12 protein-coding genes and 1 pseudogene are annotated in these 24,502 nt (G+C 44.9%); 6 read left to right on the top strand and 7 right to left on the bottom strand.

Annotation, left to right across the window (positions count from 1 at the left end):
- Positions 1 to 151: 151 nt before the first annotated feature.
- The 6 genes and pseudogenes from T426_RS0107745 to T426_RS0107715 form a co-directional block, all read left to right on the top strand.
- Complete coding sequence (locus T426_RS0107745) at positions 152 to 3,520, top strand: SusC/RagA family TonB-linked outer membrane protein (protein WP_199898649.1); 3,369 nt, start codon at positions 152 to 154, stop codon at positions 3,518 to 3,520.
- Positions 3,521 to 3,531: 11 nt separating this feature from the next.
- Positions 3,532 to 5,112, top strand: a complete 1,581-nt coding sequence (locus tag T426_RS0107740) for a SusD/RagB family nutrient-binding outer membrane lipoprotein (RefSeq protein ID WP_025865206.1) — start codon at positions 3,532 to 3,534, stop codon at positions 5,110 to 5,112.
- A 211-nt stretch (positions 5,113 to 5,323) separates the two neighbouring features.
- Entirely contained in the window at positions 5,324 to 7,954 is a 2,631-nt protein-coding gene (locus tag T426_RS0107735; protein WP_025865205.1) for a carbohydrate binding domain-containing protein, read from the top strand.
- 53 nt (positions 7,955 to 8,007) lie between these two features.
- Positions 8,008 to 9,861: a hypothetical protein gene (locus T426_RS0107730; RefSeq protein WP_036984722.1), complete on the top strand. Its 1,854-nt coding sequence runs from the start codon at positions 8,008 to 8,010 to the stop codon at positions 9,859 to 9,861.
- Between the two features lie 69 nt (positions 9,862 to 9,930).
- Positions 9,931 to 12,615 carry a glycoside hydrolase family 3 N-terminal domain-containing protein gene (locus tag T426_RS0107725; protein ID WP_036985385.1) on the top strand — a complete coding sequence of 895 codons (2,685 nt, stop codon included), beginning with the start codon at positions 9,931 to 9,933 and terminating at the stop codon, positions 12,613 to 12,615.
- A 614-nt stretch (positions 12,616 to 13,229) separates the two neighbouring features.
- Positions 13,230 to 13,532: pseudogene (locus T426_RS0107715) on the top strand (alpha-L-arabinofuranosidase C-terminal domain-containing protein); the annotation flags it as partial.
- Between the two features lie 10 nt (positions 13,533 to 13,542).
- On the opposite strand, the gene T426_RS23040 reads toward T426_RS0107715, so the two are convergent.
- The 7 genes from T426_RS23040 to rpoC form a co-directional block, all read right to left on the bottom strand.
- Entirely contained in the window at positions 13,543 to 14,292 is a 750-nt protein-coding gene (locus T426_RS23040; RefSeq protein WP_345938813.1) for a ThuA domain-containing protein, read from the bottom strand.
- 325 nt (positions 14,293 to 14,617) lie between these two features.
- The gene (locus tag T426_RS0107705; RefSeq protein ID WP_027585489.1) at positions 14,618 to 15,988 is read right to left on the bottom strand and encodes a glycoside hydrolase family 27 protein; all 1,371 of its coding nucleotides are present in this window, start codon (positions 15,986 to 15,988) and stop codon (positions 14,618 to 14,620) included.
- Positions 15,989 to 16,228: 240 nt separating this feature from the next.
- Positions 16,229 to 17,440: a sodium ion-translocating decarboxylase subunit beta gene (locus tag T426_RS0107700; RefSeq protein ID WP_025865198.1), complete on the bottom strand. Its 1,212-nt coding sequence runs from the start codon at positions 17,438 to 17,440 to the stop codon at positions 16,229 to 16,231.
- A gap of 19 nt (positions 17,441 to 17,459) precedes the next feature.
- Positions 17,460 to 19,370, bottom strand: a complete 1,911-nt coding sequence (locus T426_RS0107695) for a biotin/lipoyl-containing protein (protein ID WP_025865197.1) — start codon at positions 19,368 to 19,370, stop codon at positions 17,460 to 17,462.
- Between the two features lie 82 nt (positions 19,371 to 19,452).
- Positions 19,453 to 19,707 carry an OadG family transporter subunit gene (locus T426_RS0107690; protein WP_025865196.1) on the bottom strand — a complete coding sequence of 85 codons (255 nt, stop codon included), beginning with the start codon at positions 19,705 to 19,707 and terminating at the stop codon, positions 19,453 to 19,455.
- Positions 19,708 to 19,886: 179 nt separating this feature from the next.
- Positions 19,887 to 20,207, bottom strand: coding sequence for a DUF3467 domain-containing protein (locus T426_RS0107685; RefSeq protein ID WP_025865195.1), 321 nt, complete (start codon positions 20,205 to 20,207; stop codon positions 19,887 to 19,889).
- A gap of 11 nt (positions 20,208 to 20,218) precedes the next feature.
- Positions 20,219 to 24,496, bottom strand: a complete 4,278-nt coding sequence (gene rpoC / locus T426_RS0107680) for a DNA-directed RNA polymerase subunit beta' (protein WP_025865194.1) — start codon at positions 24,494 to 24,496, stop codon at positions 20,219 to 20,221.
- Positions 24,497 to 24,502 lie beyond the last annotated feature (6 nt).

Raw genomic sequence — 24,502 nt, 5'->3', positions numbered from 1 at the left:
AGCGTTGGCAGCGCTCTCCGGACATTCAAATACTCATCAAACTGATAGACTGATGAGTATCATTAGTAAACTATAAAACAAAACTATGAAAAAAACACTAAAATTCAGAGGGATACTATTTCCCCTGCTGAACAAAAAAATCTCTCGTATTATGCGCCTAACATTTCTTTTCATGTTCGTAGGGCTAATGCATGTTTCAGCCAGTCTCTACAGCCAGTCTACTCAATTGAATCTCGACATGAAGGATGCAAGAGTAAAGGATGTTCTTCACGCAATTGAGAAACAAAGTGAGTTCCACTTTGCATACAGCAAAGAATACGTTGACGTGGACCGGACCGTTAATGCCAATTTTCAGAACCAAACCATTCAGGAAGTTCTTGAATCAATTTTTTCCGGGACGAATATTAAATACCACATTGAAGATCGCCATATCTTGTTATACGACTATCGTGAATCTTCAGCTGAAGCAGCTGCCCAACAAAAGGATCTTACTGTTTCGGGATATGTAAAGAACGAAAAAGGAGAACCGCTTCCCGGGGCTACCATTTCAATCAAAGGCACTTCTATCGGTGTCGTTACCGATATAGATGGAAAGTATAGCATCACAAATGTACCTAGTGATGCAACCCTGGTTTTCTCATTTATTGGTATGGAGTCTCAGGATATTCCGGTAAACGGAAAAGAAACTCTCAACGTAACGATGAGCGAGAGTTCCATTGGGGTTGGAGAGGTTGTTGTTACGGCTCTGGGAATTAAACGGCAAGCCCGTTCACTGGGATATTCAACTGCCCAGGTAAAAGGTGATAATTTAGTTGAATCCAGAACGACTAACCTCGGAAATGCACTGGAAGGAAGAGTCGCAGGAGTAAGTGTAACTGGTAATGCAACAGGTATCGGAGGAAGTAGCCGGGTTATCATTCGGGGAAATGCTTCCCTCACCGGAAACAACCAGCCTTTGTATGTAATTGATGGAGTACCCTTTGACAATACCAACCAAGGTAGTGCCGGAAAGTGGGGTGGTATGGATATGGGGGATGGATTGTCAAATATCAATCCAGACGACATTGCAAGCATCCAGGTACTGAAAGGAGCCGCAGCCGCAGCATTATACGGTTATCGCGGTGGTAATGGAGCAATACTTATTACAACCAAATCCGGAAGGAAACACCAGAATGGAGTCGGTGTTGAATTTAACAATAACCTTACTTTCAGTACTATTTATGACTATCGTGATTTCCAAAAAACTTACGGACAAGGAACGCAAGGTATTAGACCTGCGGATCAAACTTCTGCTTATCAGACTTATAGTTCAAGCTGGGGTGACAAACTAGATGGAAGCGATTTCGTAAACCGACTGGGAGAAACTGTTCCGTATCAATACGTCGATAACTGGAAACATTTCTATAACACGGGAATTAACGAAAACTCTTCTTTAGCAATTAGTGGTAAAACTGACAAAGTTTCTTACCGGTTTGGCGTATCTGATACTTATTCAAAAGGTAATCTTCCTAATTCCGAGCTTCAACAGCAAGGTATTAATATGAATACCATTTATAATATCACAAAAAAACTGACATTGACAGTAAATGCCAATTATGTTTTCGAGCAAGTTAACGGAAGAACAAACCTATCAGACGGTAACGGCAACACAAATGCGACCTTGCTGTATTTAGCCAATGGTTATGATGTAAGATGGCTAAAAGCTGACAACGGAGCCGACACTGATGGTGCTGAGTTCCAACCGGGAAACAATGTATATTTCAACAACCCCTATTGGTTACAGTACCGGAAATCAAATAAGTCAAAGAAAAACCGGACAACAGGAGCTATTTCTCTTCGATATCAGATTGTTGACTGGATGTACGCCCAGGGACAAATTTCCCGCGATGGTTACATTACCGATTTCAAAATGGTACAACCAGACGGAGCCGCTGCGGATCCCAACGGTTATATCCAGGAATTCGAAAAGAACTATTCTGAAGTCAACATGAATTACATGTTAGGTTTTAACAAAAAAATGGATGAATTTTCGATCGACGCTACATTCGGAGGCAACAAGCAGCACGATATTGTCAAACAGTATGGAACAAATGGTGGTATCCGTCCATTCATTATCAGCGGTCTCTATTCCACTTCCAACGTTAATTCGTCTACCCGAACCTTCTCGAAAGAATATTCAGAATACGAGGTTAATTCGATATACGGAACAGCCAATTTTGGCTATAAAGACTGGTTATTCGTCAACTTTACAGGACGTAATGACTGGTTCTCTACACTCGACCCGGATAACAACAGTTATTTCTATCCCTCAGTTAACGTGAGCTGGATGCTGAGTGACTGTTTCAAATTACCTGAATGGGTTACAACAGCAAAATTAAGAGCTTCAGTCGCTTCTGCATCCAACGGTACATCTCCCTACCAAACAATGCTGACTTATACGTTGAACGACTTCAACGTACAGGGGCAATCGATGGGATATATCAGTAATTCCTCCGTCCCGAACGCACTTTTGAAGCCAGTAAAAATTAGTGAAAAAGAAATTGGAGCAAATGCTGCCTTCCTGAACAACCGGGTCGGTTTCGATTTTGATGTTTACGAGAAAAAAACAACAGATGATATTGTTCAGGTTTCTACCAGTGAAACATCCGGATTTAATTCTGCTTACCGAAACATAGGAAAAATCCGTAACCGGGGCATGGAATTAATGGTGTTTGGAGTTCCCGTAGCAACCGAAAACTTTAAATGGAATACTTCATTCAACATTTCATACAACAAAAGCAAAGTACTCTACCTGGGAGACGGAGTCAATTCGCTAACAATTGACGGAGCCAATTCCCGTAGTGGAAATGCTTCCATCCAAAACATCGTTAACGAACCGTACGGACAAATTGTTGGTTATAAATATAAAACGGATAACAATGGAAACAGAGTTTACACTTCAGATGGACTACCTGAAAGATCGGATGACGTTGAACGCTTAGGTAATGGTGTTTATAAGTGGACCGGTGGTTTCCACAACAACTTTTCTTATAAGAATTTTATTCTGTCATTCCTGGTCGACTTTAAGTTCGGCGCTAAATTGTTCTCCGGAACCAACTATAGTTTATACAGAGCAGGATTACAAAAGGCAACACTGGAAGGTAGGGAAAATGGCATTTCAGTTTCAGGAGTAGACGAAAATGGCAATGCCTTCAGCAAATCAGGAATCGATGCCCAGACTTACTGGCAATGGATTGCTTCCAATAACATTACCGAGGAATTTGTTTACGACGCCAGTTTTGTTAAGCTTAGAGAACTTTCACTTGGTTATAATTTCCCAAAGAGTCTTCTCGCCAATAAACTTCCTTTTATACAGGATTTGAAACTTTCTTTGGTGGGACGTAATCTGTGGACAATTCTTAAGCACACACCTAACATCGATCCGGAATCTGCCTATAATAATACAAACGGACAGGGCTTAGAATTAAACGGATATCCAGCAACAAGAAACATTGGATTTAATTTGAATATCAAGTTCTAAAAAGAAAAACTATGAAAAATAAGATTTCATACTATATATCTGCATTGATTTTGGTCTTATCACTCTCAAGTTGTAGTGATTTTGGGAACATGAATGTTAATCCTGAAGCAATCACACAAAATGTGATGGATTACACGTTGGAATTTAGCAATGTAGAGATGTACTGCTATGGTACAGAATACGAAGCATGGAGAAACGGAATGATTTATTGCAGTACTATGCTTCAACATACTGCTTCTACCGAGAGTTACTGGCAAGGAGACAAATACACTTATTCTGCAGGTTACAACTCAGCATATTGGGACAGAATATATCCTAACGGAATTCGTAACGTGATTGACTTACTCGAGAACTGGAAAGACAACAACAAGTATTTTGCCGAGTATCAAATGGCGAGAATTATGAGAGTTCTTATGTTCCAGCGAATGACTGATATGTATGGCGATTGTCCTTACTTTGATGCAGGGAATGGATATTATAAAGCGAATGGATATCCTGCATACGATACACAGAAAGACATCTATGCGGATATGCTGAATGAATTAAATGAGGCGGCTACAAACCTAAACGGTGCTACATCAAGTATTGGTAATGCAGACATCATTTATGGCGGCGATTGCGCCAAATGGCAGAAGTTCGCCTATTCTCTGATGTTACGCGTGGCCATGCGTCTGTCAAAAGTAGATGCAACAACTGCAAAAACATGGGTGAATACAGCTGTAACCGGTGGATTGTTTGCCAGTAACGACGACAACGCAAAAATAGAACACCCAGGTGCTACGACATCAAACAACTCATGCGAACCTTTTGGTAAAATTTATTGCCATGAAGATCCGAATGCTTATCGGATGAGCGAATCATTTGTTGACTTATTGAAGAATACCAGTGATCCCCGCTTACACTTGATTTGTACTGTTGTTGCCGACCCCAGTAAAAAAATCGGTAGTGGCGACTGGCAAATGGGTGACACAATAGCTTCTCACCAATTAGGTATGCCTAATGGATATGATGAAACAACCGGTTCGTCTAGTTCTACTTACTTGCCAAATGCACCCAATTATCCTGGTAATAAAAATGCATACTCGGTTGTTAACCGCTATACCTATGCGCGCATTGATGCACCAACATTCCTTGTGACTTATGCAGAAAACGAACTCTTGTTGGCCGAGGCAGCATACCGTGGCTGGATTTCAGGAAGTGCTGAGGAATATTACAATACAGGTGTAACTGCCGCCATGAAACAATTCGATCAATTTGGCGCCGGCCTGGCTCCCAGCGATACCCAAATTGCGAATTACCTGGCCGCCAATCCTTATAGCGCTTCTACCGCACTCGAACAAATTAATACTCAGTACTACATCAATACATTCTCCGACGAGTATGAAACATTTGCGAACTGGAGAAGATCTGGTTACCCGGTATTGAAAACCGTAAACTATGTAGGAAATGTTACCGGAGGAACAATTCCTCGTCGCTTCACTTACCCCGTATCTGAATCGACAGTTAATGCAGCGAATTACACCGATGCAGTTTCCCGTTTAGATAAAGGAGATAAGATGACCTCCCGTGTTTGGTGGGATGTAAAACAATAATATAATTGTTTCTCTATTGTAAACCAACAATTCATCATGAGGCAGTCTTTCCCGACAGCTTCATGGTGAATTTCCCAATACTAATTAACTACTCCTCCTTTCGTTTCTATTCTTTGCATATCCCTCGGCTCTGTCAAAAGAAATTTGACTCTTTGGCCGAAAATATAGCAATGCATATTATTTTTAATTTTCACCTATTACCTAATCGGAAATGAAACAGATACTTGCATTTCTATTGCCATTGATATGTCTGACCGGAATATTCCAATGTCAGGCCCAAGCTCAATCATCCGAAATAAAAATATTTAGTAAGTACAATTACTACACACAAGAGCAATATGCAAGTGTCATTGGCATTTTTCCCAATGAAGCTGCTTCCCGTAATTTCCATATGGAATGCACCGTTGCACAGAAAGGAATATGGAAAGCACCCTCCGTAAACGGTACCTCTACAGTACGCATTCCTCTAAAATCACTCCCTGTCGATACAACCAATATAACTGTCCGTGTTTTGTCGGGGAATACTGTTATAAAAGATACCATAATAGAACTTGTTCGCCTGAAACCAGCCCCGCACGAGGTAAAGATTGACCGGGTAACCGGAGGACTGGTCGTTGACGGTCTTCCTTTCTTCCCGGTAGGTTTTTATTGTGGAAAAGTTGGCAAACTACCGGAAGAAGAAGTTGGTAATGAATTCAATATGATAGGGCCTTATCAAAGCAATCTGCCCAGTAGCTTGCCCGAAAGAAAAGCATATATGGCTCGTTTCGCTCAACTAGGCATAAAAGTACAATACAGCGTCAACTCACTTATAGGTTTAGGGCATAATGGTGCGAAGGGATTGAATAAAACCGAAGCAGAAAAACTTCAACTGTTAAAAAATGAGGTACTCACCTTCCGAAATCATCCGGCATTGCTGTCTTGGTATATTAATGACGAACCGGCCGGACAGGGGCGCCCGTCGGATGTACTGGAAAAGGCTTATCGGCTGATTCACAAACTCGACCCGTATCATCCCGTTTCCGTTGTATTTATGATGCCTTCGAAAGCCAATAAATACAGGAAAACAATGGATATAGCCATGACCGATCCTTACCCCATTCCTCAATCGGTAAGCGGCGTTAGTGATTACGTCCGGCAGATGCAAAAGTATTTTCGCCATGAGAAATCCGTTTGGCTCGTGCCGCAGGCTTTCGGTGGGCAGGAAATGTGGCCAAGAGAACCCACGGCCAAAGAAATCAGGGTGATGACTTACCTTGGGATTATAGACGAAGCGAAAGGAATACAATACTTTATCCACACAGGACAGAATCTGAATCCGCAGTCAGTGTCGGCCTGGTCGGAATGCCGGGACATGGCAGCGGAAATAAACCAAATGACACCCTTCCTCCTCTCCGATGAGAAAACACAGCAACTATCAACTGATAACCCGGAAATTGTTGCCCGCTCTTTTTCGTATCGGGGAGACAAACTCATTGTCACAGTCAATCAAAGTAACCAGCCAACAGCTTTTAGCATCGGTGGTGTATACTCGCCGACGCACCAGGCTGAGGGATGGTTCGAAAACAGAACAATTGGCCTTCATAATGACACTATCCGGGATATAATTGATGCGCTGGGAACACGCATTTACTTAATCAGAAAAACGAATACACAGGACAACCGGGCCATCGATTCACATAACCTGGTATACAACCCCAGTTTCGAAAAAGTAGCAAGTCCCGGACTGGCGGAAGGCCACCACCTTAGGTTCCGCGATCCAGAAAAAGCAGATCCGGGGGCAACAGTATTCGCCGATTCCCGTCAAAGTGTCGATGGACTGTTTAGCCTCAGGTTGGTCACACCGACCGACAGTTCCGGAAAATGTGTCCAGTTTCTTCCCATCGCTATAAAAAAGGGAAATACGTACCACGTTTCTATTTGGGGCAAGGCGAAACAACAGGAAAAAATGCCAGCCTTCCACCTTTCAGTAAATGGCGACGGTAAAACCATTATCCATACATTTCGACTAACTCCTCAATGGAAGAAGTATTCATTCATTGTACCGGCTGATTCTTTAAGTTCGAATGTGATAATTCAGTTAGAGCTGATAAACCGGGGAACAGCGTGGTTTGATTTGATGCAAATGACTCCGGAGCCATTTCTGAGTTATTCCATGAACCTGTCAGAACAAAAAGCCACCGTATCGGTGGGAACAAACATCGAATCAACAGAAATTAAATACCAAATAGTCGGTTCCCCTAGAACCCAAAGTCCGAGAAAAGCGTATAAAGAACCGTTTGCGATTAAGAAAGCAGCAACGGTTATTGCAGAGGTATACAAGAACGGAAAAGAGCTGGCCCGGAGCAAGATCTTTATTCCGGTCAACAAAGCGTTGGGTAAAACGGTCCGGTTCGAAACGAAGTACAGTGACCAGTACTCTGCCCGGGGCGATTCCTCTTTAACCGACGGTCTAACGGGCTCCACGGCTTTCAAAGACGGGAGATGGCTGGGCTTTACCAATCCGGAGGTCTCTTTTGTTGTCGATATGAAAAAACCAACAGCCATTCATCAGGTGATCGCTAATTTCCTTTGTGACCCCAATAGTGGCATTTTCGTTCCCAAAGGAATGAAGGTATACACATCGTTGGACAGCCTACATTTTCACCTTGCCGGAACAACGGAATACGACACAGCGCAAAGACGAAACGCTTCTAATCTCATTCCGCTCACAGTCGACATTCCCAAAACCAACGCCCGGTACATACGAGTTGTTATTCAACCTTTCGGGGTCATTCCTGAAGGTTATCTGTTTAAGGGAACAGATTCGTGGCTGTTTACCGATGAGTTCATGGTACATTAAGCATTAATGTTAATCACCTGATACTACTTAAACACCCGGAATACTTTATCAATATGAAATTTACCAAACCTTTTCTTTGGGGTCTGTTCCTACTCATTCCTTTTGGTTTACAGGCCCAAACCGGAAGCCCGAGTGAACCGGTTCGATACATTGGCGGAAGGTACATCAATCCCAGCCACCATGAAGGAGGATTACGTTATGCCATTGGCGTCGAAAGCCGGCAAATACTTCGGGCAAACCGAACACATCCTGAATTGAGCGACGGTTTTGGCTGGACATACAATCATGCTCCGATGCTTGCCTACTGGAACCATACTTTTTTTGTTCTGTATCTGAGTAATAAGGAAGGAGAACATACACCCAACGGGCAAACCCTGTTAATAACATCAAAAGATGGTATTCACTGGGAGAAACCCGGATTACTGTTTCCTCCCTATCATGCTCCGGAAGAAGTAAAGTTACCGAAAGGAAGTACCGGCTACATGATGCATCAGCGTATGGGCTTTTATGTCGCTCCCGATGGCCGTTTACTAACATTGGCTTTTTATGCACATAGTCCCAGTCCTTTTGGAAAAGGTGGAATCGGTAGAGTTGTAAGGGAAATCCATCAGGACGGGACTTTTGGCCCGATATATTTCATCCGCTACAGCAGTTTCAATAACTGGAACGAAACAAACACCAGCTATCCGTTTTACAAGGAATCGCCCGATGCTGGTTTTGTGGCCGCCTGCGATTCATTGCTGCACGACCGGTTGAAAACATTGCAGTGGTGGGACGAAGACAACGGTATCGACGGCTTCTTTAGCTTTAATAAAAGCCACGAAGCGCTGTCATATTACCACCGAAACGACGGAAAGGTAGTCGCTCTATGGAAACATTCCTATTGCGCCATTTCTTCCGATAACGGGTACAACTTTTCGGAGCCGGTAAAAGCCGAAACGCTTATTATGTCGGGAGGAAAAATCTGGGGACAGAGAACCGACGACGGAAGATATGCGCTTTGCTACAACCCGATTGACCTGTCGGAATACCGCTGGCCGCTGGTTATTGTTACCGGCGACGACGGGATTGTGTTTGATCATATGCTGGTCGTCCAGGGAGAAGTTCCGCCCCGGAGATTTTACGGACACTGGAAAGATTTCGGGCCTCAATATATGAGGGGAATCGCCGAAGGAAACGGAAATCCTCCCGGGCCTGACATGTGGCTTACCTACAGCATGAATAAGGAAGATATGTGGATTAGCCGTATTCCGGTGCCGGTCCGTTACAAAGTGGACAGCGATATAAACGACACCTTTGAGAATATGAAAGAGGACGGCCCCATCACCAACTGGAACATTTATTCGCCCCTATGGGCTCCGGTGAAACTGATTAAAGACAAAACCGGAAATAAATGCATCCAGATGACCGATAAAGATCCATACGACTACGGTCGGGCCATCCGGGTGTTCAAAGAAGGCCACCACATCAAAGCCAGTATGCAGATTAAAATTGAGAAACAGGATACTTCTTCTTTCGATATTGATATTACTGACCGGTTTGGCAACCGCCCTGTTCAGCTTCAGTTCACCCCGGACGGCACTCTAAAAGCTTCTGACGGTTCGTCGCTAAAAACGGTGAAAAAATACGAGACAGGAAAATGGTATTCGCTCAAGATTGAAATGGATGCCAGTCCATACGGTCATTACTCCCTGTTAATGAATCACGAGAAGGTAGTCGACAAAGCTCCGTTGATAATGGTCGTCAAGTCGGCCGAACGCATATCGTTCCGAACCGGTCATTACCGCAATACACCAACGAGAGAAACACCGAATCAGCACAAAGCTCCTCCGTTGCCGGACGCAGACAAAATGCAGAGCTCCGATATTTATTTAATTGATAACGTGGCCATATCGAGCCATCAATAAATGGGATATCCGCTTCGACTGCTTTGTCTTCGATAAATTCACAAACTAAACATTTCAAAATTTTCTGACATGCTAAAAGACTATCAACATCGCTTACCTAAAAAATGGATAATCATATTGCTTGTACTGGGTAGTAGCTTGTTTTCCTGTAATTCGAAACAAACAAAGCGCTACCCGTATATGGATCCGTCATTATCGGCCGATGCGCGCGTTCAGGATTTGCTGTCCAGAATGAGCCTGGAAGAAAAAGTCCGCCAGATGGATTTGTACCGGGGCGAACACTTCAAAACCGGGAGCGCATTCTCTCCCGGGAAAACGGCAAAAGCCATCGATAGCTTGGGCGTTGGCGCTATTCACGATATTTACCCACCCACTGCAGGCATGATCGATTCGCTGCAAAAGTTCGTTATCGCTCATAACCGGTGGAGAATTCCGGCGATGATTATGTGTGAAATGTTGCACGGCTATTCGGGAAAGGGTGCAACAACTTTTCCCATGAATATCGGACTGGGAGCCACATGGGACCGCGAACTCATGAAAAAAGTAGGACGGGCCATCGGGTCCGAAGCAAGGGCACACGGCGTGGACTACGGATTCGGTCCGGTGCTGGGATTGGGAAGAGAACCCCGCTGGGGCCGGATTGCCGAAACATTTGGCGAAGACACATATCTGGACGGGGAAATTGGTACAGCGATGATACAAGGGATGGAAGGTGATTCGCTTTCATCGGACCGCTCGATTGTTGCCGGCCCCAAACATTTTGCCGCATACAGCGAGCCCCAGGCAGGCGCCAACTGCTCGCCGGTATTGCTGGGCAAGCGCACGGTTCTTCAGGATTTTCTCCCCGTATTTAAAAAGGTTATCGACAATGGAAATGCATTGGGCGTAATGTGCGCTTATTCCGAACTCGACGGAATTCCCTGTGCCGCCAATAAATGGTTACTGACTGATGTATTGAGAAATGAATGGAATTTTAAGGGACTGGTGATTTCCGATTTGGGCGCGGTGCGTTACCTGCAATCAAGCCACGATGTTGCTAAATCGCCCGAAGATGCCATATACCAGGCGGTATCAGCAGGCCTCGATATGCAGTTCTACGATTACCCCAACGAGCTGTGGCAAAACACCATTATCAAGCTGGTGAAGGAAGGGAGAATACCGGAAAAAAGAATTGACCAGGCCGCCGGAGATGTACTGCGACTGAAGTTTAAACTCGGGCTTTTCGAGAACCCATATACCAACCCAAAACTGATTGCTGAACGCTTTCACTGTAATGAGTTTCAGAATCTGGCGCTCCGGGCAGGCCACGAATCGATATGCTTGCTGAAGAACAGCCACAACCTGCTGCCGCTTTCCAAAAAAATAAAAACAATTGCCGTTATTGGCCCGAATGCCAACAAGGTCCGTCTGGGCGGTTATTCTCCCCACGAAGCCACCGGCATTACCATCCTCGATGGCATCAAACAGGTTGTTGGGAAACAGACCAGGGTACTGTACGATGAAGGCGTTCCGCTAATTATCAAGGGGCAGATTATTCCTTCCAGCGCTTTGCTTACGCCCGATAAAAAACATCACGGACTGAAAGGAGAATATTTTAAAGGGCAGGAATTTACCGGAACTCCGCTCCTGACCCGCATTGACCCGCAACTTGATTTTGAATGGCCCTGGTCTCCGGGCCCCGGCGTTCCCGACGACCACTTTTGCATCCGGTGGACCGGATTTCTGAAACCGGCGAAATCGTTTAACGGATGGCTCGGACTGAGTTCCGACGACGGTATCAGGATGTGGATTGACGGACAAAAGGTTGTTGATAACTGGAATAAGGGAGCCACCAATATCGTTAGGTATCCCATGCAATTTACAGCAGGGAAAGAGTACAAAATCCGGATTGAAATGTGGGAAGGAGGTTACCAGGCCCGTACGCATCTTAGCTGGAACATTAAAAAGGTAAACTTTGCCCCAGCCATTGCTTTGGCAAAAAAAGCCGACGTTGCCGTGGTTGTTCTTGGCGAATCGAATGATCTTGTGGGTGAAAACCGCGATGCAGCGACCCTCGACCTCCAGGGAAAACAACGCGACCTGATCCAAGCTATCGAGCAGACCGGGACTCCGGTAGTTTGTGTACTACTAAACGGTCGCCCGCTGTCGATCAATTGGATTGACAAACATATTCCGGCAATTGTGGAAGGTTGGTTCCCGGGAGAGGCCGGAGGCAGAGCTGTAGCAGATGTGCTGTTCGGTGATTACAATCCGGCAGGACGATTACCTGTTACTTTCCCGAAAGCAGTAGGACAATTGCCTATTTATTACAACCAAAAACCATCGGCTATTCACCGTTACATTACCGAAAGCGATCAGCCTTTGTATCCTTTCGGGTACGGACTGAGCTACACCACTTTTGCGTACAGTAACCTGAAGGTTTATCCCGACACCATTCAACCGGACGGAAAAGTAACGGTTAGTGTTGATGTTAAGAATACCGGGAAAAGAGACGGGCAAGACGTTGTTCAGCTATACCTGCGCGATGTATACAGCAGCGTAACGACTCCCCGGAAAAACCTGAAAGGCTTTAGCCGTGTGAGCATCAAAGCGGGAGATACAAAAACCGTTACCTTTGAACTGACATCCGACGAGCTTTCGCTCTGGAACCGACAAATGAAAAATGTGGTGGAACCAGGCGACTTTGTCGTAATGGTCGGAAGTAACTCGGCTAACCTGACTCTAAAGAAGAAATTCACTGTAATTGGACAATGAAAGAAGATGACCGGATTGATTACCAACTCACGATGGACATTCGCAAGGTAAAAACTGACAAGATGAAAGTCTGGATTCCTGAAAAATAATATTACTCCATCATAGAAAGGCTGTTCCAATAATTCTGAGCAATGCCCTCCTTCAATATTCGTTATACTTTGATAAGAAGGGCAAAGGCAAAGAAGTCTTCTAGACATTTTCGGAAGGCTGAATTATTGGGACAGTCTTAGTCTTTCATCCGGACGAAAAGAGATTCTGTATTAGTATAATTCCGGCTCTGAAATAACCTCTTTTCGCTAACCAATAACGAGATGAAGAACTTTCCGCGACGAGATGAGCATCGCAAACCAGCGAGATAAAGTTCCCGAGCCGATGAGAAAATAAACTCATTTTGATGACTCGTTTTGCAAGTGTCTTTTACATCTTTTTCCAAAATGTTACCATTCTGTCCTCTTGAAAAAGACATTTGTCCACATCTGTTTCCTTCAACCGTAATATCCTGCTAATTTCGACCCAGGAAAGAATCCAAAACAATGGAAAAAGAAATTACTATTGATAGCTGCGCTTGCCAGCATGATGATGGCCTGTGAGAAAAATTCAATTGCGATGATTACGAATACAACGGACAATCTGTTCCTGCAGTCAGTGCATCTGCTTTGGTGAAAGCCGGCGTGGTAAGCATTACACTTTGCAACCTGAATCCCGAAAAGGCAGAAAGTATCGATTTGACCTTAACCGGACAGGAATTCGCTTCGGCAAGAGGACAGGTAATCACCTCTCCCAATATGAATGACTACAACCATTTTGTACAGGATGGAAAAGTAACGCTAAAAGCTTTTGATGTGAAGAAACCGAAAAACGGCAAACTCTCGGTCGAGCTTCCTTCTAAATCAGTGGTACTGGTTCAATTAAAATAAATCACAACGTTTAATCGACGAAAAGGTGCTCCAATTTGGCGGCACCTTTTTCATTTGCTTTAATGTTTTTCTCGCCCAACCACAAAAGTGCATCGATGATGAGTTGGTTTTGAGTTGGATTATCAAAAGTGAAAGACAACTCTTTATTCGTATGGTGCTCATAATCGATGTCATTATGCCCCATATTGATGTAAATCATCCGGTAGTTGGTATTCGTCCAGACAACTGGGTAATCGCCACCGTGCCATATTTCATACAGTTTTGGTCCCGTTCCTAACGGGAAGCTGCTCGAATCGATGGAAACCAATACACGGATATCGGGATTCTTCCGCAAATCGTTTTTCCATTTGTACCACTCATTGAGCGAAGACTTGAATTTCTCGGGCAAATTTCGCGTTGCCGGATGATTTCTATTTTCAACCTTCAAAACAGCCGAAGTAGGCCGCCAGGTATTCCCATCGTATTCTCCGGAGCCTAAAAACTCATTGTGGTACCAGTCCCAGTTCTGCGGATAGGATGAGGGGGTTAAACTGAAGGCAGCAAAATGAAATCCCATCCATGCACCACCATTTTCCATGTACATTTCGAAAGCTTTCCGCTGTGGAATTGAATCGGGGCGCGTATCCAGAAAAAGAACGACCTGGAATTGTGCCAGAAAATCGGCATTCAGATTATTCCAGTTATTGGTCGAATCGTATGTGAAATGGTACTCGCCACTGGTTTTTGAGAACCAACGATTGGCTTCGTGCACAAAACTGATGTGTGCCGGACGTTCTCGGCCGTGTAAAACGCAATTACTTTAAAAGTCTTTGAATTCCCTTCCGCGAAAGCGAAATGAACGACTTGCAAAAAGAGCATAAAAACAATTCCATAGAGAAGAATTCGGTTACGAGTCATGATGTCAGTTTGGTTCACAGTTTAGTTACCCGTCAAAATACAGAATTATATGTAATTCAAAAAAGGGAATAGAAGAGTGACATCTTCCATTCCCTTTTTTTACAATTGGTTGCAACTTCCTATTTCGTAAAAAAATATTTCAAAAAAAGACGGAAGCAACCCTCATATATGTTCTACAGTACGCCCTTTCAATATTTCACCAACCGGAAAATGGCCGATGCATGGGGCCTCAGCTCTACACTTATTTTTCCATTCTCGACCGCATCTGTTTTCTGCGTCCATAGATTATGGGCGGCATAATCGCCTCTTGCCCCCAACTCAGATAAACTGACATAAACGACTTCGGGCTTTTCATCGGTTGTGTTGAACAGAGCCACATATTTGTCTTTTGAATCCGGAACATCAGCCGTCCAAACAATCAATCCATTGTTCTTCTTTAATTCCCGGTTATTAATGCTGTGCTGATCGACGTCCAGCAATTCACCATTCGTAATTAAGGAATCCGTAAAGGCGTCATTGCTGGGCAAGTCACCGCCAAACATCAGCGGAGAATGAAACATCGCCCAAAGATTCATCAGTGTATATTGCTCGTCTTTGGTAAAGCCGGTTTTGCGGGGCTCACCTCGTTCACCACGAATGGAAATCCGCCCAAGCGGAAGCATATCAGCATCAGCCCAATGGCCAGGACCGCTGTATGGAGCCCATTCTTTGCACAATTTAAACATCGGCTTCAGGTAGTTCCAGTTATCCCAAAAATCATCGCAAATACGCCACATATTGGCATGTGTCATAATATGTTTGGCTTTGGTCAATGGCGTTGCTCCGGGCGACGTACTCAACACCATCGGTCGCCCACACTGATCGATGGCTTTTCGTATCATTTCAATCTCGCCCTGGTGATACGGGCGAGATAAATTATCCACCTTCACAAAATCAACGCCCCACGAAGCATACAAATCAAACAGCGAATTGTAATAGGCCTGCGCACCTGCTTTCGTCGAATCGACGGTGTACATGTCGCGCAGCCATTTGCATTGCTGTTTCTCCGAATAGATATCCCGGGCGTGGTATTTCGAATCGACAATCGGCGTATTTTTCTTTACTGCTTCCACCGGAATACCGCGCATGATGTGAATACCAAATTTCAATCCCTTGTTATGAATGTAATCCGCCAACGGGGCGAAACCTTCTCCATCAGCAGCGGATGGAAACCGATTGACAGCAGGCATTAATCGCCCAAAATCGTCCATGCAATAAATCGGATCAGTCTGGTTGTAGCCGTGTGCCTTGGTATTTTCGACGTACCACCGAATATCGACGACAATGTATTGCCAGCCATATTCTTTCAGATGATCGGCCATGTAATCCGCATTGGCTTTCACTTCTGCTTCCGTAACGGTTGGTCCATAACAATCCCAACTATTCCACCCCATCGGAGGCGTTTCCGCGTAAGCGTAGAACTTGGGTGGAGTCGTCTGTTTTTTTGCCGAATGGCATGAACTAAACGATAAAGCTATCAGTAGAACGATGACAAGATTGAAGATTTTGCTCAGATTCATAACGAACTTTTATTTATCGGAAGCTAAAATAGAAAAGGTGAGATTCAGAAACAAACCTCACCTTTTACTTTCAATCAATCGCTAATCAGATAACCTTATCCACCAAGTTTAGAATCAATATTATCTTTGATTCTTTGAAAAAATCCAAAATCTGTGAATTCGAAATTCAACATTTGTAGACATAAAAAAGCCACCCCTCAATAATGAAGAATGGCTTTAGAATTTGGTTAGTATCTATTATCAGGCCAGGAATGTCATCAATACACCGGCAGCAACGGCCGAACCGATAACTCCTGAAATATTACTGGCCATGCAGTATTGCAAAATGTGATTACCCGAATCATGTTTCAAAGCAATTTCGTTGGCCACGCGCGATGCCATCGGAACGGCGCTTAACCCGGTAGCTCCCACCAGCGGATTGATTTTCTTTTTGGAGAACACATTGTACACCTTCACTGCCACGATACCTCCAGCGATGGAAATAGCGAATGCCAGAAAACCGCCAACGATAATTCCCAACGTTTTGGGTTCCAAAAATACTTTGGCTGTCATGGTTGCGCCTACAGTCAGGCCCAGAAAAATGGTAGCCGAGTTCATAATGGTTGTGGTGGCCGCATCGGTGAGCCGCCCCACGGTGCTTCCAATTTCCTTCACCAGGTTGCCGAAGAACAACATTCCCAACAGCGGAGTTGCTGTAGGTACCAAAATGGCAATCACGATGATCATTGAAATGGGAAACAGAATCTTCACCAGCTTCAGATTTTTGATCTTATGCTTTGGGGGAAAGAGCTTATCCTGTTCCTTCATGTTAATCTTCAACTCATTCTTCGATACCAGACCTCTCACAACCATTGGGATAATGACGGGGACCAGCGACATATATGAGTAAGCCGCAATGGCAATCGGCCCCAGCAGATGTGGTGCTAATTTAATTGTCGTATAAATGGCTGTCGGGCCATCGGCACCTCCGATAATTCCCAGCGAACCGGCCTCGCGCGGCGTAAATCCCAAGGCAATAGCTGCCAGAAACACCGTGAAAATACCAATCTGTGCTGCGGCACCAAAAAATGCCAACCGCAAGTTCCGCAACATCGGGCCAAAGTCGGTCAATGCGCCAACTCCCATAAAAATCAATGGCGGTAACAAACCGGTTTTGATGAGTGCATAGTACAGAAAGTTCATGATGCCAAACTTATGGGCAATCTCGAACAAGTTCATGAAATGCTCTTTCCCTAACTCGATGCTTTCGCCGGGAACAACGCCCATCTGGCCACCGGGAAGATTCGCCAGAATAATCCCGAAGGCAATGGGCACGAGCAATAAGGGTTCATATTTTTTCCGAATTCCAAGATATAAGAGCACCGAGCCAATAAGCAACATCAGCAAAACGGAAGGATGCTCGAAGATCGCCTGGAATGCGGTCATTCGATACAGACTTTTTAAAATTTCCATGTTAATCAGGTTTCAGGCCTTACTTAATCCGGACCAGTACATCATCCTCTTCTACATCGCTGCCACTGTTTTGAACAAGTTCCACAACCTGTCCGCCGACGTCGGCCTTAATGGCATTGTATGTTTTCATAGCCTCTACATAACCTATCAGGTCACCTGCACCAATCGTATCTCCCACTTTAATTGCAGTCTCTGATGAGTCCTTGGTCAGGTAAAATTTACCCTCCAGCGGTGCCAGAATCTCACGAACTTTTCCATCAACTACAGGCTTGGCGGCTGGTGGAGTATTCGCTGAAGCAGGTGCAGCAGGAGTTCCAGTGGTTGGTTGCTCGTCACCATACGAAACAGTCACCTTGAAATTTTCGCCATCGACATTGATATTCATGGAAGTTGGCGCAAAATCAGCTGATGCAACTGGCGCAGCAGCTGCCGGTTTCGCTGACTCAGGTTTCGTATTCACGCCGCTACCCTCTGCTTTGCGTTTAGCCAAATCTTCGTTGAAAGCTTTCTTGGCTTCGCCTGATTTATAGGCCCGGTATTGTTCCGGATGCATAGCCAGTTCAAGCAACTCTTCGTCATCCTGACCGTAATCCCAACCTTTTTCATCCATTTCCTTACGGAAAGAATCGAGCGCATCCGGATACGGATCCTGCGGATGTCCGGCATAAAATTCTTTACCTGCTTCTTTGGCAAGTTGCTCCAGTTCAGGTGCCAGTTCTCCGGGCAGTTTTCCTGAATATCCTAAAAGCATATCCCAGATGTTGTCAGCAATCATCGACCAGCGCTCTTTGCCTTTCTCCATCTGCATTACATTCATCAGAGCCAAATTCTTTACATACTGGCTAAATGGTGTTACCAATGGCGGATACCCCAACTTTGGCCAGATGTATTTTACTTCATCGAAAAGTTTGATAAGCAAGTCGTCCTGCGAAAGCTGTGGCTGATTTCTTTTGGCTTTCCATTTATTCAGACTGGCCAGGTTATTTTCCAGGTCGGCCATCAAACTTCCCATCATACCACCGGGAAGACCTGGACCAATCAACAAAGAGTTAATATAGCGGTTACGCGGGGTAATATAATAGCCCAGAAAATCGTTCATGAACTCCTGCGTCAGGCTGCGGACCTTCATATATTCAACCATGTTGATATCCGGCACATCGAAGCCATCATCCTTCAGCATCTCATGAACTGAAAGCAGGTCGGCATGTCCCGTTCCCCACGAAAGTGGTTCCATACCTACATCAATAATGTCAGCACCCGCGCGGGCTACTTCCAAAATGGAAGCCATGGTAAATCCCGGAGTCGTATGCCCGTGGTATTCTATCACGATGTCGGGATATTTATCTTTAATACCAGCGGTAATTTTCCCCAACCATGCGGGGCGACCAATTCCGGCCATGTCCTTCAGACAGATTTCATCGGCTCCTGCCTGGATCAAATCTTCCGCCAGATTCACATAATAATCTACGGTATGAACTTCTGAATAGGTAAGCGAAAGGGCTGCCTGCGCTATCATTCCGCCTTCCTTGGCATATTTAATCGAATCCTTGATATTCCGCGGATCATTCAAACCACAAAAAGAACGGGCAATGTCGGTTCCCTGTTTCTTTTTCACTTTGAACATCAGACGACGTACATCAGCCGGGACGGGGCTCATGCGAATGCCGTTCAGGGCACGCTCGAGCATATGGGTTTGGATTCCTGCATCGTTGAAAGGTTGCGTCCACTCACGGACCGACTTATTAGGATTTTCACCAAAAAGGAGATTGATTTGCTCAAATCCACCACCGTTGGTTTCCACCCGTGCAAAACATCCCATATTGACAATATGTGGAGCTACCTTCACCAACTGGTCAACCCGGGGAACATATTTCCCCGACGACTGCCACATATCACGATACAACAGTGAAAATTTAATCTTACGCTTCATAGTCAGTTACTTTTTGCCTTATCGGCATAATTGATTTATTGTTTTAAAGGTTTTTGGCTGGCTGGCGTGGGTGTCAGTCAAGTCAAAGTTTCTCGATATTGGTAATTTTTCCTTTGCCCCTGGTCGCCATATTTACTGCTGCGGTAATAGCCGCCAGTTTTTTCCGGTTGATTCCTTTGCCTGTGTCAGTTGGAAGGACTTTTTCTGCTTCGGGAAAGTATTTGTTAACTAACCTGATAATCACATTTCCGAAAACAACAACAAGTAGAAGAATCAGGAAAACGGTGATCATACCTACTCCAAGGAGCTTTAATGCCAGAGCATATTCCTCACTCATAATCTAACTATTTAATGATTTACATTTTTATATAAAAGTTTTCCCACGAAGGCCAATTTTAGTGATTATAACGTTCAAAATGAAACTAAATAGCGGCGCCAAAATTTAAATTCGCTCTAAACAAAAAAAGGCCCTTCCGAATTGGAAGGACCTTTTGGTACTTTATATCAATCAATCAGTTATGCCTCACCCTTGGGGCCAAAATTCATAGGGATACCCAATTCATGTCCCTCAGCAATATTCTTGATGGGGCCATGAAGCGATTCATACTTTTGGATATTATCCTGCAATGCTTTCATCAGCCTTTTGGCGTGTTCCGGAGTGAGAATCACCCGCGATTTCACCTTAGCTTTCGGAAGTCCCGGCATTACACGTATAAAATCCACAATGAACTCGGTTGGTGAATGGGTAATGATAGCCAGATTGGAAAATGTTCCCTGACCTACTTCATCACTCAATTCGATGTTCAACTGATGTTGTTGATTTTTGTCTTCATTCATGGTAATACACTTTATTCAGCATCTACATTTTCGGATGCCTTGATGTCTACCAGACGATCGTACTCTTCGCGTGAACCAACCACCATGTTGCGGTATTCGCGCTTACCTGTACCAGCCGGAATGAGGTGTCCACAGATGACATTCTCCTTCAGACCTTCGAGGTAATCGACCTTACCGTTAATAGCAGCTTCGTTCAATACCTTGGTAGTTTCCTGGAACGATGCAGCTGACATCCACGACTTGGTTTGCAGTGCTGCACGGGTAATTCCCTGAAGTACCTGGTTCGAAGTAGCGGGTACGGCCGGACGTGCTTCCACAATCTTTTTATCGCGACGTTTCAGTTGCGAGTTTTCATCGCGAAGACGACGGGCAGTAATAATCTGTCCCGGACGCAACGTTTCTGAATCACCCGGATCGTTTACGACCATCTTATCGTAAATCCAGTCGTTTTCCTGGTTAAACTCGCTCTTGTCGACAATCTGTTTTTCGAGGAAGCGGGTATCTCCCGGATCATCGATATCAACTTTGCGCATCATCTGACGAACGATTACTTCAAAGTGCTTATCGTTGATCTTCACACCCTGCATACGATATACGTCCTGTACTTCGTTCACAATGTATTCCTGAACCTCGGTCGGACCTTTAATCCTGAGAATGTCGGCCGGCGTAGTAGCACCATCGGAAAGTGGCGTACCTGCACGAACATAGTCATTCTCCTGAACCAGAATCTGACGAGACAGCGGAACCAGGTATTTCTTCACATCGCCTAAGCGAGATGTGATGATAATCTCGCGGTTACCCCGCTTGATTTTACCCAGTGAAACCTCACCGTCGATTTCGGAAACAACTGCCGGATTTGAAGGATTACGTGCCTCGAACAGCTCGGTTACCCTCGGCAGACCACCAGTGATATCGCCTGCTTTACCTGAAGCACGAGGAATTTTCATCAATACATCACCCGCATTCACCGTCGCACCTTCATCAACGCTCAAGTGACCTCCTACCGGAAGGTTGTATGAGCGCAATACCTCGCCGTTCTCATCTAGAATACGCAGCGTTGGGTTCTTGGTTTTATCGCGGGTTTCAACGATTACTTTTTCTTTATATCCGGTCTGTTCATCGGATTCTTCACGATAGGTTATCCCGTCAATCAAATCCTGATAAGAAACACGACCTTTAAATTCGGTAATAATTACACCGTTATACGGGTCCCATTCACAAAGCTTGCTGTCCTTAGTGATGGCGTCTCCCTCTTTCACATAGAGTTTAGACCCGTAAGGCAATGCATGTGTCGACAATGGAATACCTGTATTCTTATCAACAATCTTCAATTCGGCCAAACGGCTGACAACGATATCCATATTATCACCGGCATCGTCAGTCCATTCAACTGAACGGAGTTCCTCGAATTGAGCAATACCATTGTAACGTGCCACAACAGTAGATTGTGACGAAACGTTACCAGCAATACCTCCCACGTGGAAAGTACGCAGTGTCAGCTGAGTACCAGGCTCACCAATAGACTGTGCAGCAATTACACCAACCGACTCACCAGCTGTAACCATGCGACCTGTTGCCAGGTTACGGCCATAACATTTGGCGCAAACTCCAACTTCAGATTCGCAGGTCAGTACCGAACGAATTTCAACACGTTCGATGGGTGACTCGTCGATAATTTTTCCGAGTTCTTCGGTGATTTCCTGTCCCGACCGGATAATTAATTCACCGGTCATCGGGTGGTAAATATCATGAACAGTGGTACGACCTAAGATTCGTTCATACAACGATGCAACGATTTCTTCATTGTTTTTGATAGCGCTGGCTACCAATCCGCGCAACGTACCACAATCACTTTCTGTAATAATAACGTCCTGAGCAACATCAACCAGACGACGAGTCAGATAACCCGCATCGGCGGTTTTCAGTGCGGTATCGGCCAAACCTTTACGTGCACCGTGAGTAGAGATAAAGTACTCGAGTACCGAAAGTCCTTCTTTAAAGTTGGCCAAAATCGGATTCTCAATAATTTGAGCTCCGGTTGAACCTGACTTCTGAGGTTTCGCCATCAAACCACGCATACCGCAAAGCTGACGAATCTGTTCTTTCGAACCACGGGCCCCTGAGTCAAGCATCATGTAAATCGAGTTGAATCCCTGCTTATCGGTACTCAACGTCTGCATTACATTCTGCGTCAACTTAGCGTTGACGTGTGTCCAGATATCAATTACCTGGTTATAGCGCTCGTTGTTGGTAATGAATCCCATGTTATAGTTGGCCATCACCTCTTCCACTTCGCTGTAACCTTCGGCAACCATCTCTGATTTTTCGTCCGGGATGATAACGTCATCGAGGTTGAATGACAGACCTCCACGGTATGCCATTTTGTAACCCGTATTTTTGATGTCATCGAGGAACTGAGCAGTAACCGCGTTGCTGGTACGTTTCAGAATTGCCGAAATAATTTCACGCAATGCCTTTTTAGTCAATAACTTGTTAATGTAACCAGCTTCCTTCGGTACGAGTTCATTAAAGATAATCCGACCTACGGTGGTTTCAATCATCTGTTCCGTCAATTCTCCGTTCTCATCGAAATCAAAGACTTTACAGTTGACAATTGCGTGTATTTCTGCTTTTCCTTCGTTGTGAGCAATAATTGCCTCTTCGGGAGAATAGAAGGTCAAACCTTCACCCCGAGCACCTTTCCGTGGTTTGGTCATGTAGTACAGACCCAACACCATATCCTGCGACGGAACGGTAATAGGAGCTCCGTTTGCCGGGTTCAGCAAGTTGTGCGACGATAACATCAGCAACTGGGCTTCCAGAATAGCGCCGTTGCCCAACGGAAGGTGAACAGCCATCTGGTCACCGTCGAAGTCGGCGTTAAAACCAGTACATACTAACGGGTGCAGACGGATAGCTTTACCTTCGACCAATACCGGCTGAAATGACTGGATAGAAAGACGGTGAAGCGTAGGAGCACGGTTTAGCATAACCGGGTGTCCTTTCATCACGTTCTCCAGAATATCCCAGATAACCGGGTCTTTCCGGTCGACAATTTTTTTCGCCGATTTAACCGTCTTTACAATTCCCCGCTCAATCAGTTTACGAATAATGAACGGTTTGTAAAGCTCAGCAGCCATATCCTTCGGAATACCACATTCGTGGATTTGAAGAGTTGGTCCAACCACAATTACCGAACGGGCTGAATAGTCGACACGTTTACCCAGAAGGTTCTGACGGAAACGTCCCTGCTTACCTTTCAGCGAGTCGGAGAGTGATTTCAGTGCACGGTTGTTATCCGTTTTCACGGCGTTGGACTTACGGCTATTATCGAAGAGTGAATCAACAGCTTCCTGAAGCATACGTTTCTCGTTACGGAGAATCACTTCCGGGGCTTTGATTTCAATCAGTCGTTTCAAACGGTTGTTCCGGATGATAACCCTACGATACAAGTCGTTCAGGTCGGAAGTCGCAAAACGTCCACCATCCAACGGTACCAACGGACGCAAATCCGGTGGAATTACCGGTACAACTTTCACGATCATCCATTCCGGCCGGTTACGACCTTTCGATGCACGGAAAGCTTCAACTACCTGGAGGCGTTTCAATGCCTCGTTTTTCCGCTGTTGCGAAGTCTCGGTGTTGGCTTTGTGACGGAGATCGTACGACATTTCATCCAGGTTCAGACGCTCGAGCAGACGATACAGTCCTTCCGCGCCCATGTCAGCGATGAATTTGTCCGGATGATCATCATCCAGTGTTTGATTCTCCTTCGGCAGCGTCTCTATGATATCGAGATACTCTTCTTCCGTAAGGAAATCAAGATATTTTACACCATCATTACGTTTGACTCCTGGGTTAATAACCACGTAGCGCTCGTAGTAAATGATGGAATCGAGTTTCTTGGTTGGCAAACCAAGCAGGTAACCGATTTTGTTCGGAAGTGATTTGAAATACCAAATGTGGGCTACCGGAACCACCAGTGAGATGTGTCCCATGCGCTCACGACGTACTTTCTTCTCTGTTACTTCTACACCACATCGGTCACAAACGATACCGCGGTAACGGATGCGTTTGTATTTCCCGCAATGACATTCATAGTCTTTTACAGGCCCAAAGATCCTTTCACAGAAAAGACCGTCACGTTCGGGCTTATAGGTGCGGTAATTAATCGTCTCTGGCTTCAGTACTTCCCCGTGTGAACGTTCCAGAATTTCTTCCGGAGACGCCAAACTGATGGTAATTTTCGAGAAGTTACTTTTGACCTTGTTGTCTCGTCTGAATGCCATAATTTA

Source organism: Prolixibacter bellariivorans ATCC BAA-1284, assembly GCF_000621705.1.
GTDB classification, from domain to species: Bacteria; Bacteroidota; Bacteroidia; order Bacteroidales; family Prolixibacteraceae; genus Prolixibacter; species Prolixibacter bellariivorans.
This window is presented reverse-complemented; position numbering and strand designations above follow the sequence as displayed.

What these genes read in the sequence shown, in the direction of transcription:
- T426_RS0107745 (WP_199898649.1), top strand. Translation starts at nt 152, where the DNA reads ATGCGCCTAACATTTCTTTTCATGTTCGTAGGGCTAATGCATGTTTCA.
- T426_RS0107740 (WP_025865206.1), top strand. Translation starts at nt 3,532, where the DNA reads ATGAAAAATAAGATTTCATACTATATATCTGCATTGATTTTGGTCTTA.
- T426_RS0107735 (WP_025865205.1), top strand. Translation starts at nt 5,324, where the DNA reads ATGAAACAGATACTTGCATTTCTATTGCCATTGATATGTCTGACCGGA.
- T426_RS0107730 (WP_036984722.1), top strand. Translation starts at nt 8,008, where the DNA reads ATGAAATTTACCAAACCTTTTCTTTGGGGTCTGTTCCTACTCATTCCT.
- T426_RS0107725 (WP_036985385.1), top strand. Translation starts at nt 9,931, where the DNA reads ATGCTAAAAGACTATCAACATCGCTTACCTAAAAAATGGATAATCATA.
- T426_RS0107705 (WP_027585489.1), bottom strand. Translation starts at nt 15,988, where the DNA reads ATGAATCTGAGCAAAATCTTCAATCTTGTCATCGTTCTACTGATAGCT.
- T426_RS0107700 (WP_025865198.1), bottom strand. Translation starts at nt 17,440, where the DNA reads ATGGAAATTTTAAAAAGTCTGTATCGAATGACCGCATTCCAGGCGATC.
- T426_RS0107695 (WP_025865197.1), bottom strand. Translation starts at nt 19,370, where the DNA reads ATGAAGCGTAAGATTAAATTTTCACTGTTGTATCGTGATATGTGGCAG.
- T426_RS0107690 (WP_025865196.1), bottom strand. Translation starts at nt 19,707, where the DNA reads ATGAGTGAGGAATATGCTCTGGCATTAAAGCTCCTTGGAGTAGGTATG.
- T426_RS0107685 (WP_025865195.1), bottom strand. Translation starts at nt 20,207, where the DNA reads ATGAATGAAGACAAAAATCAACAACATCAGTTGAACATCGAATTGAGT.
- rpoC (WP_025865194.1), bottom strand. Translation starts at nt 24,496, where the DNA reads ATGGCATTCAGACGAGACAACAAGGTCAAAAGTAACTTCTCGAAAATT.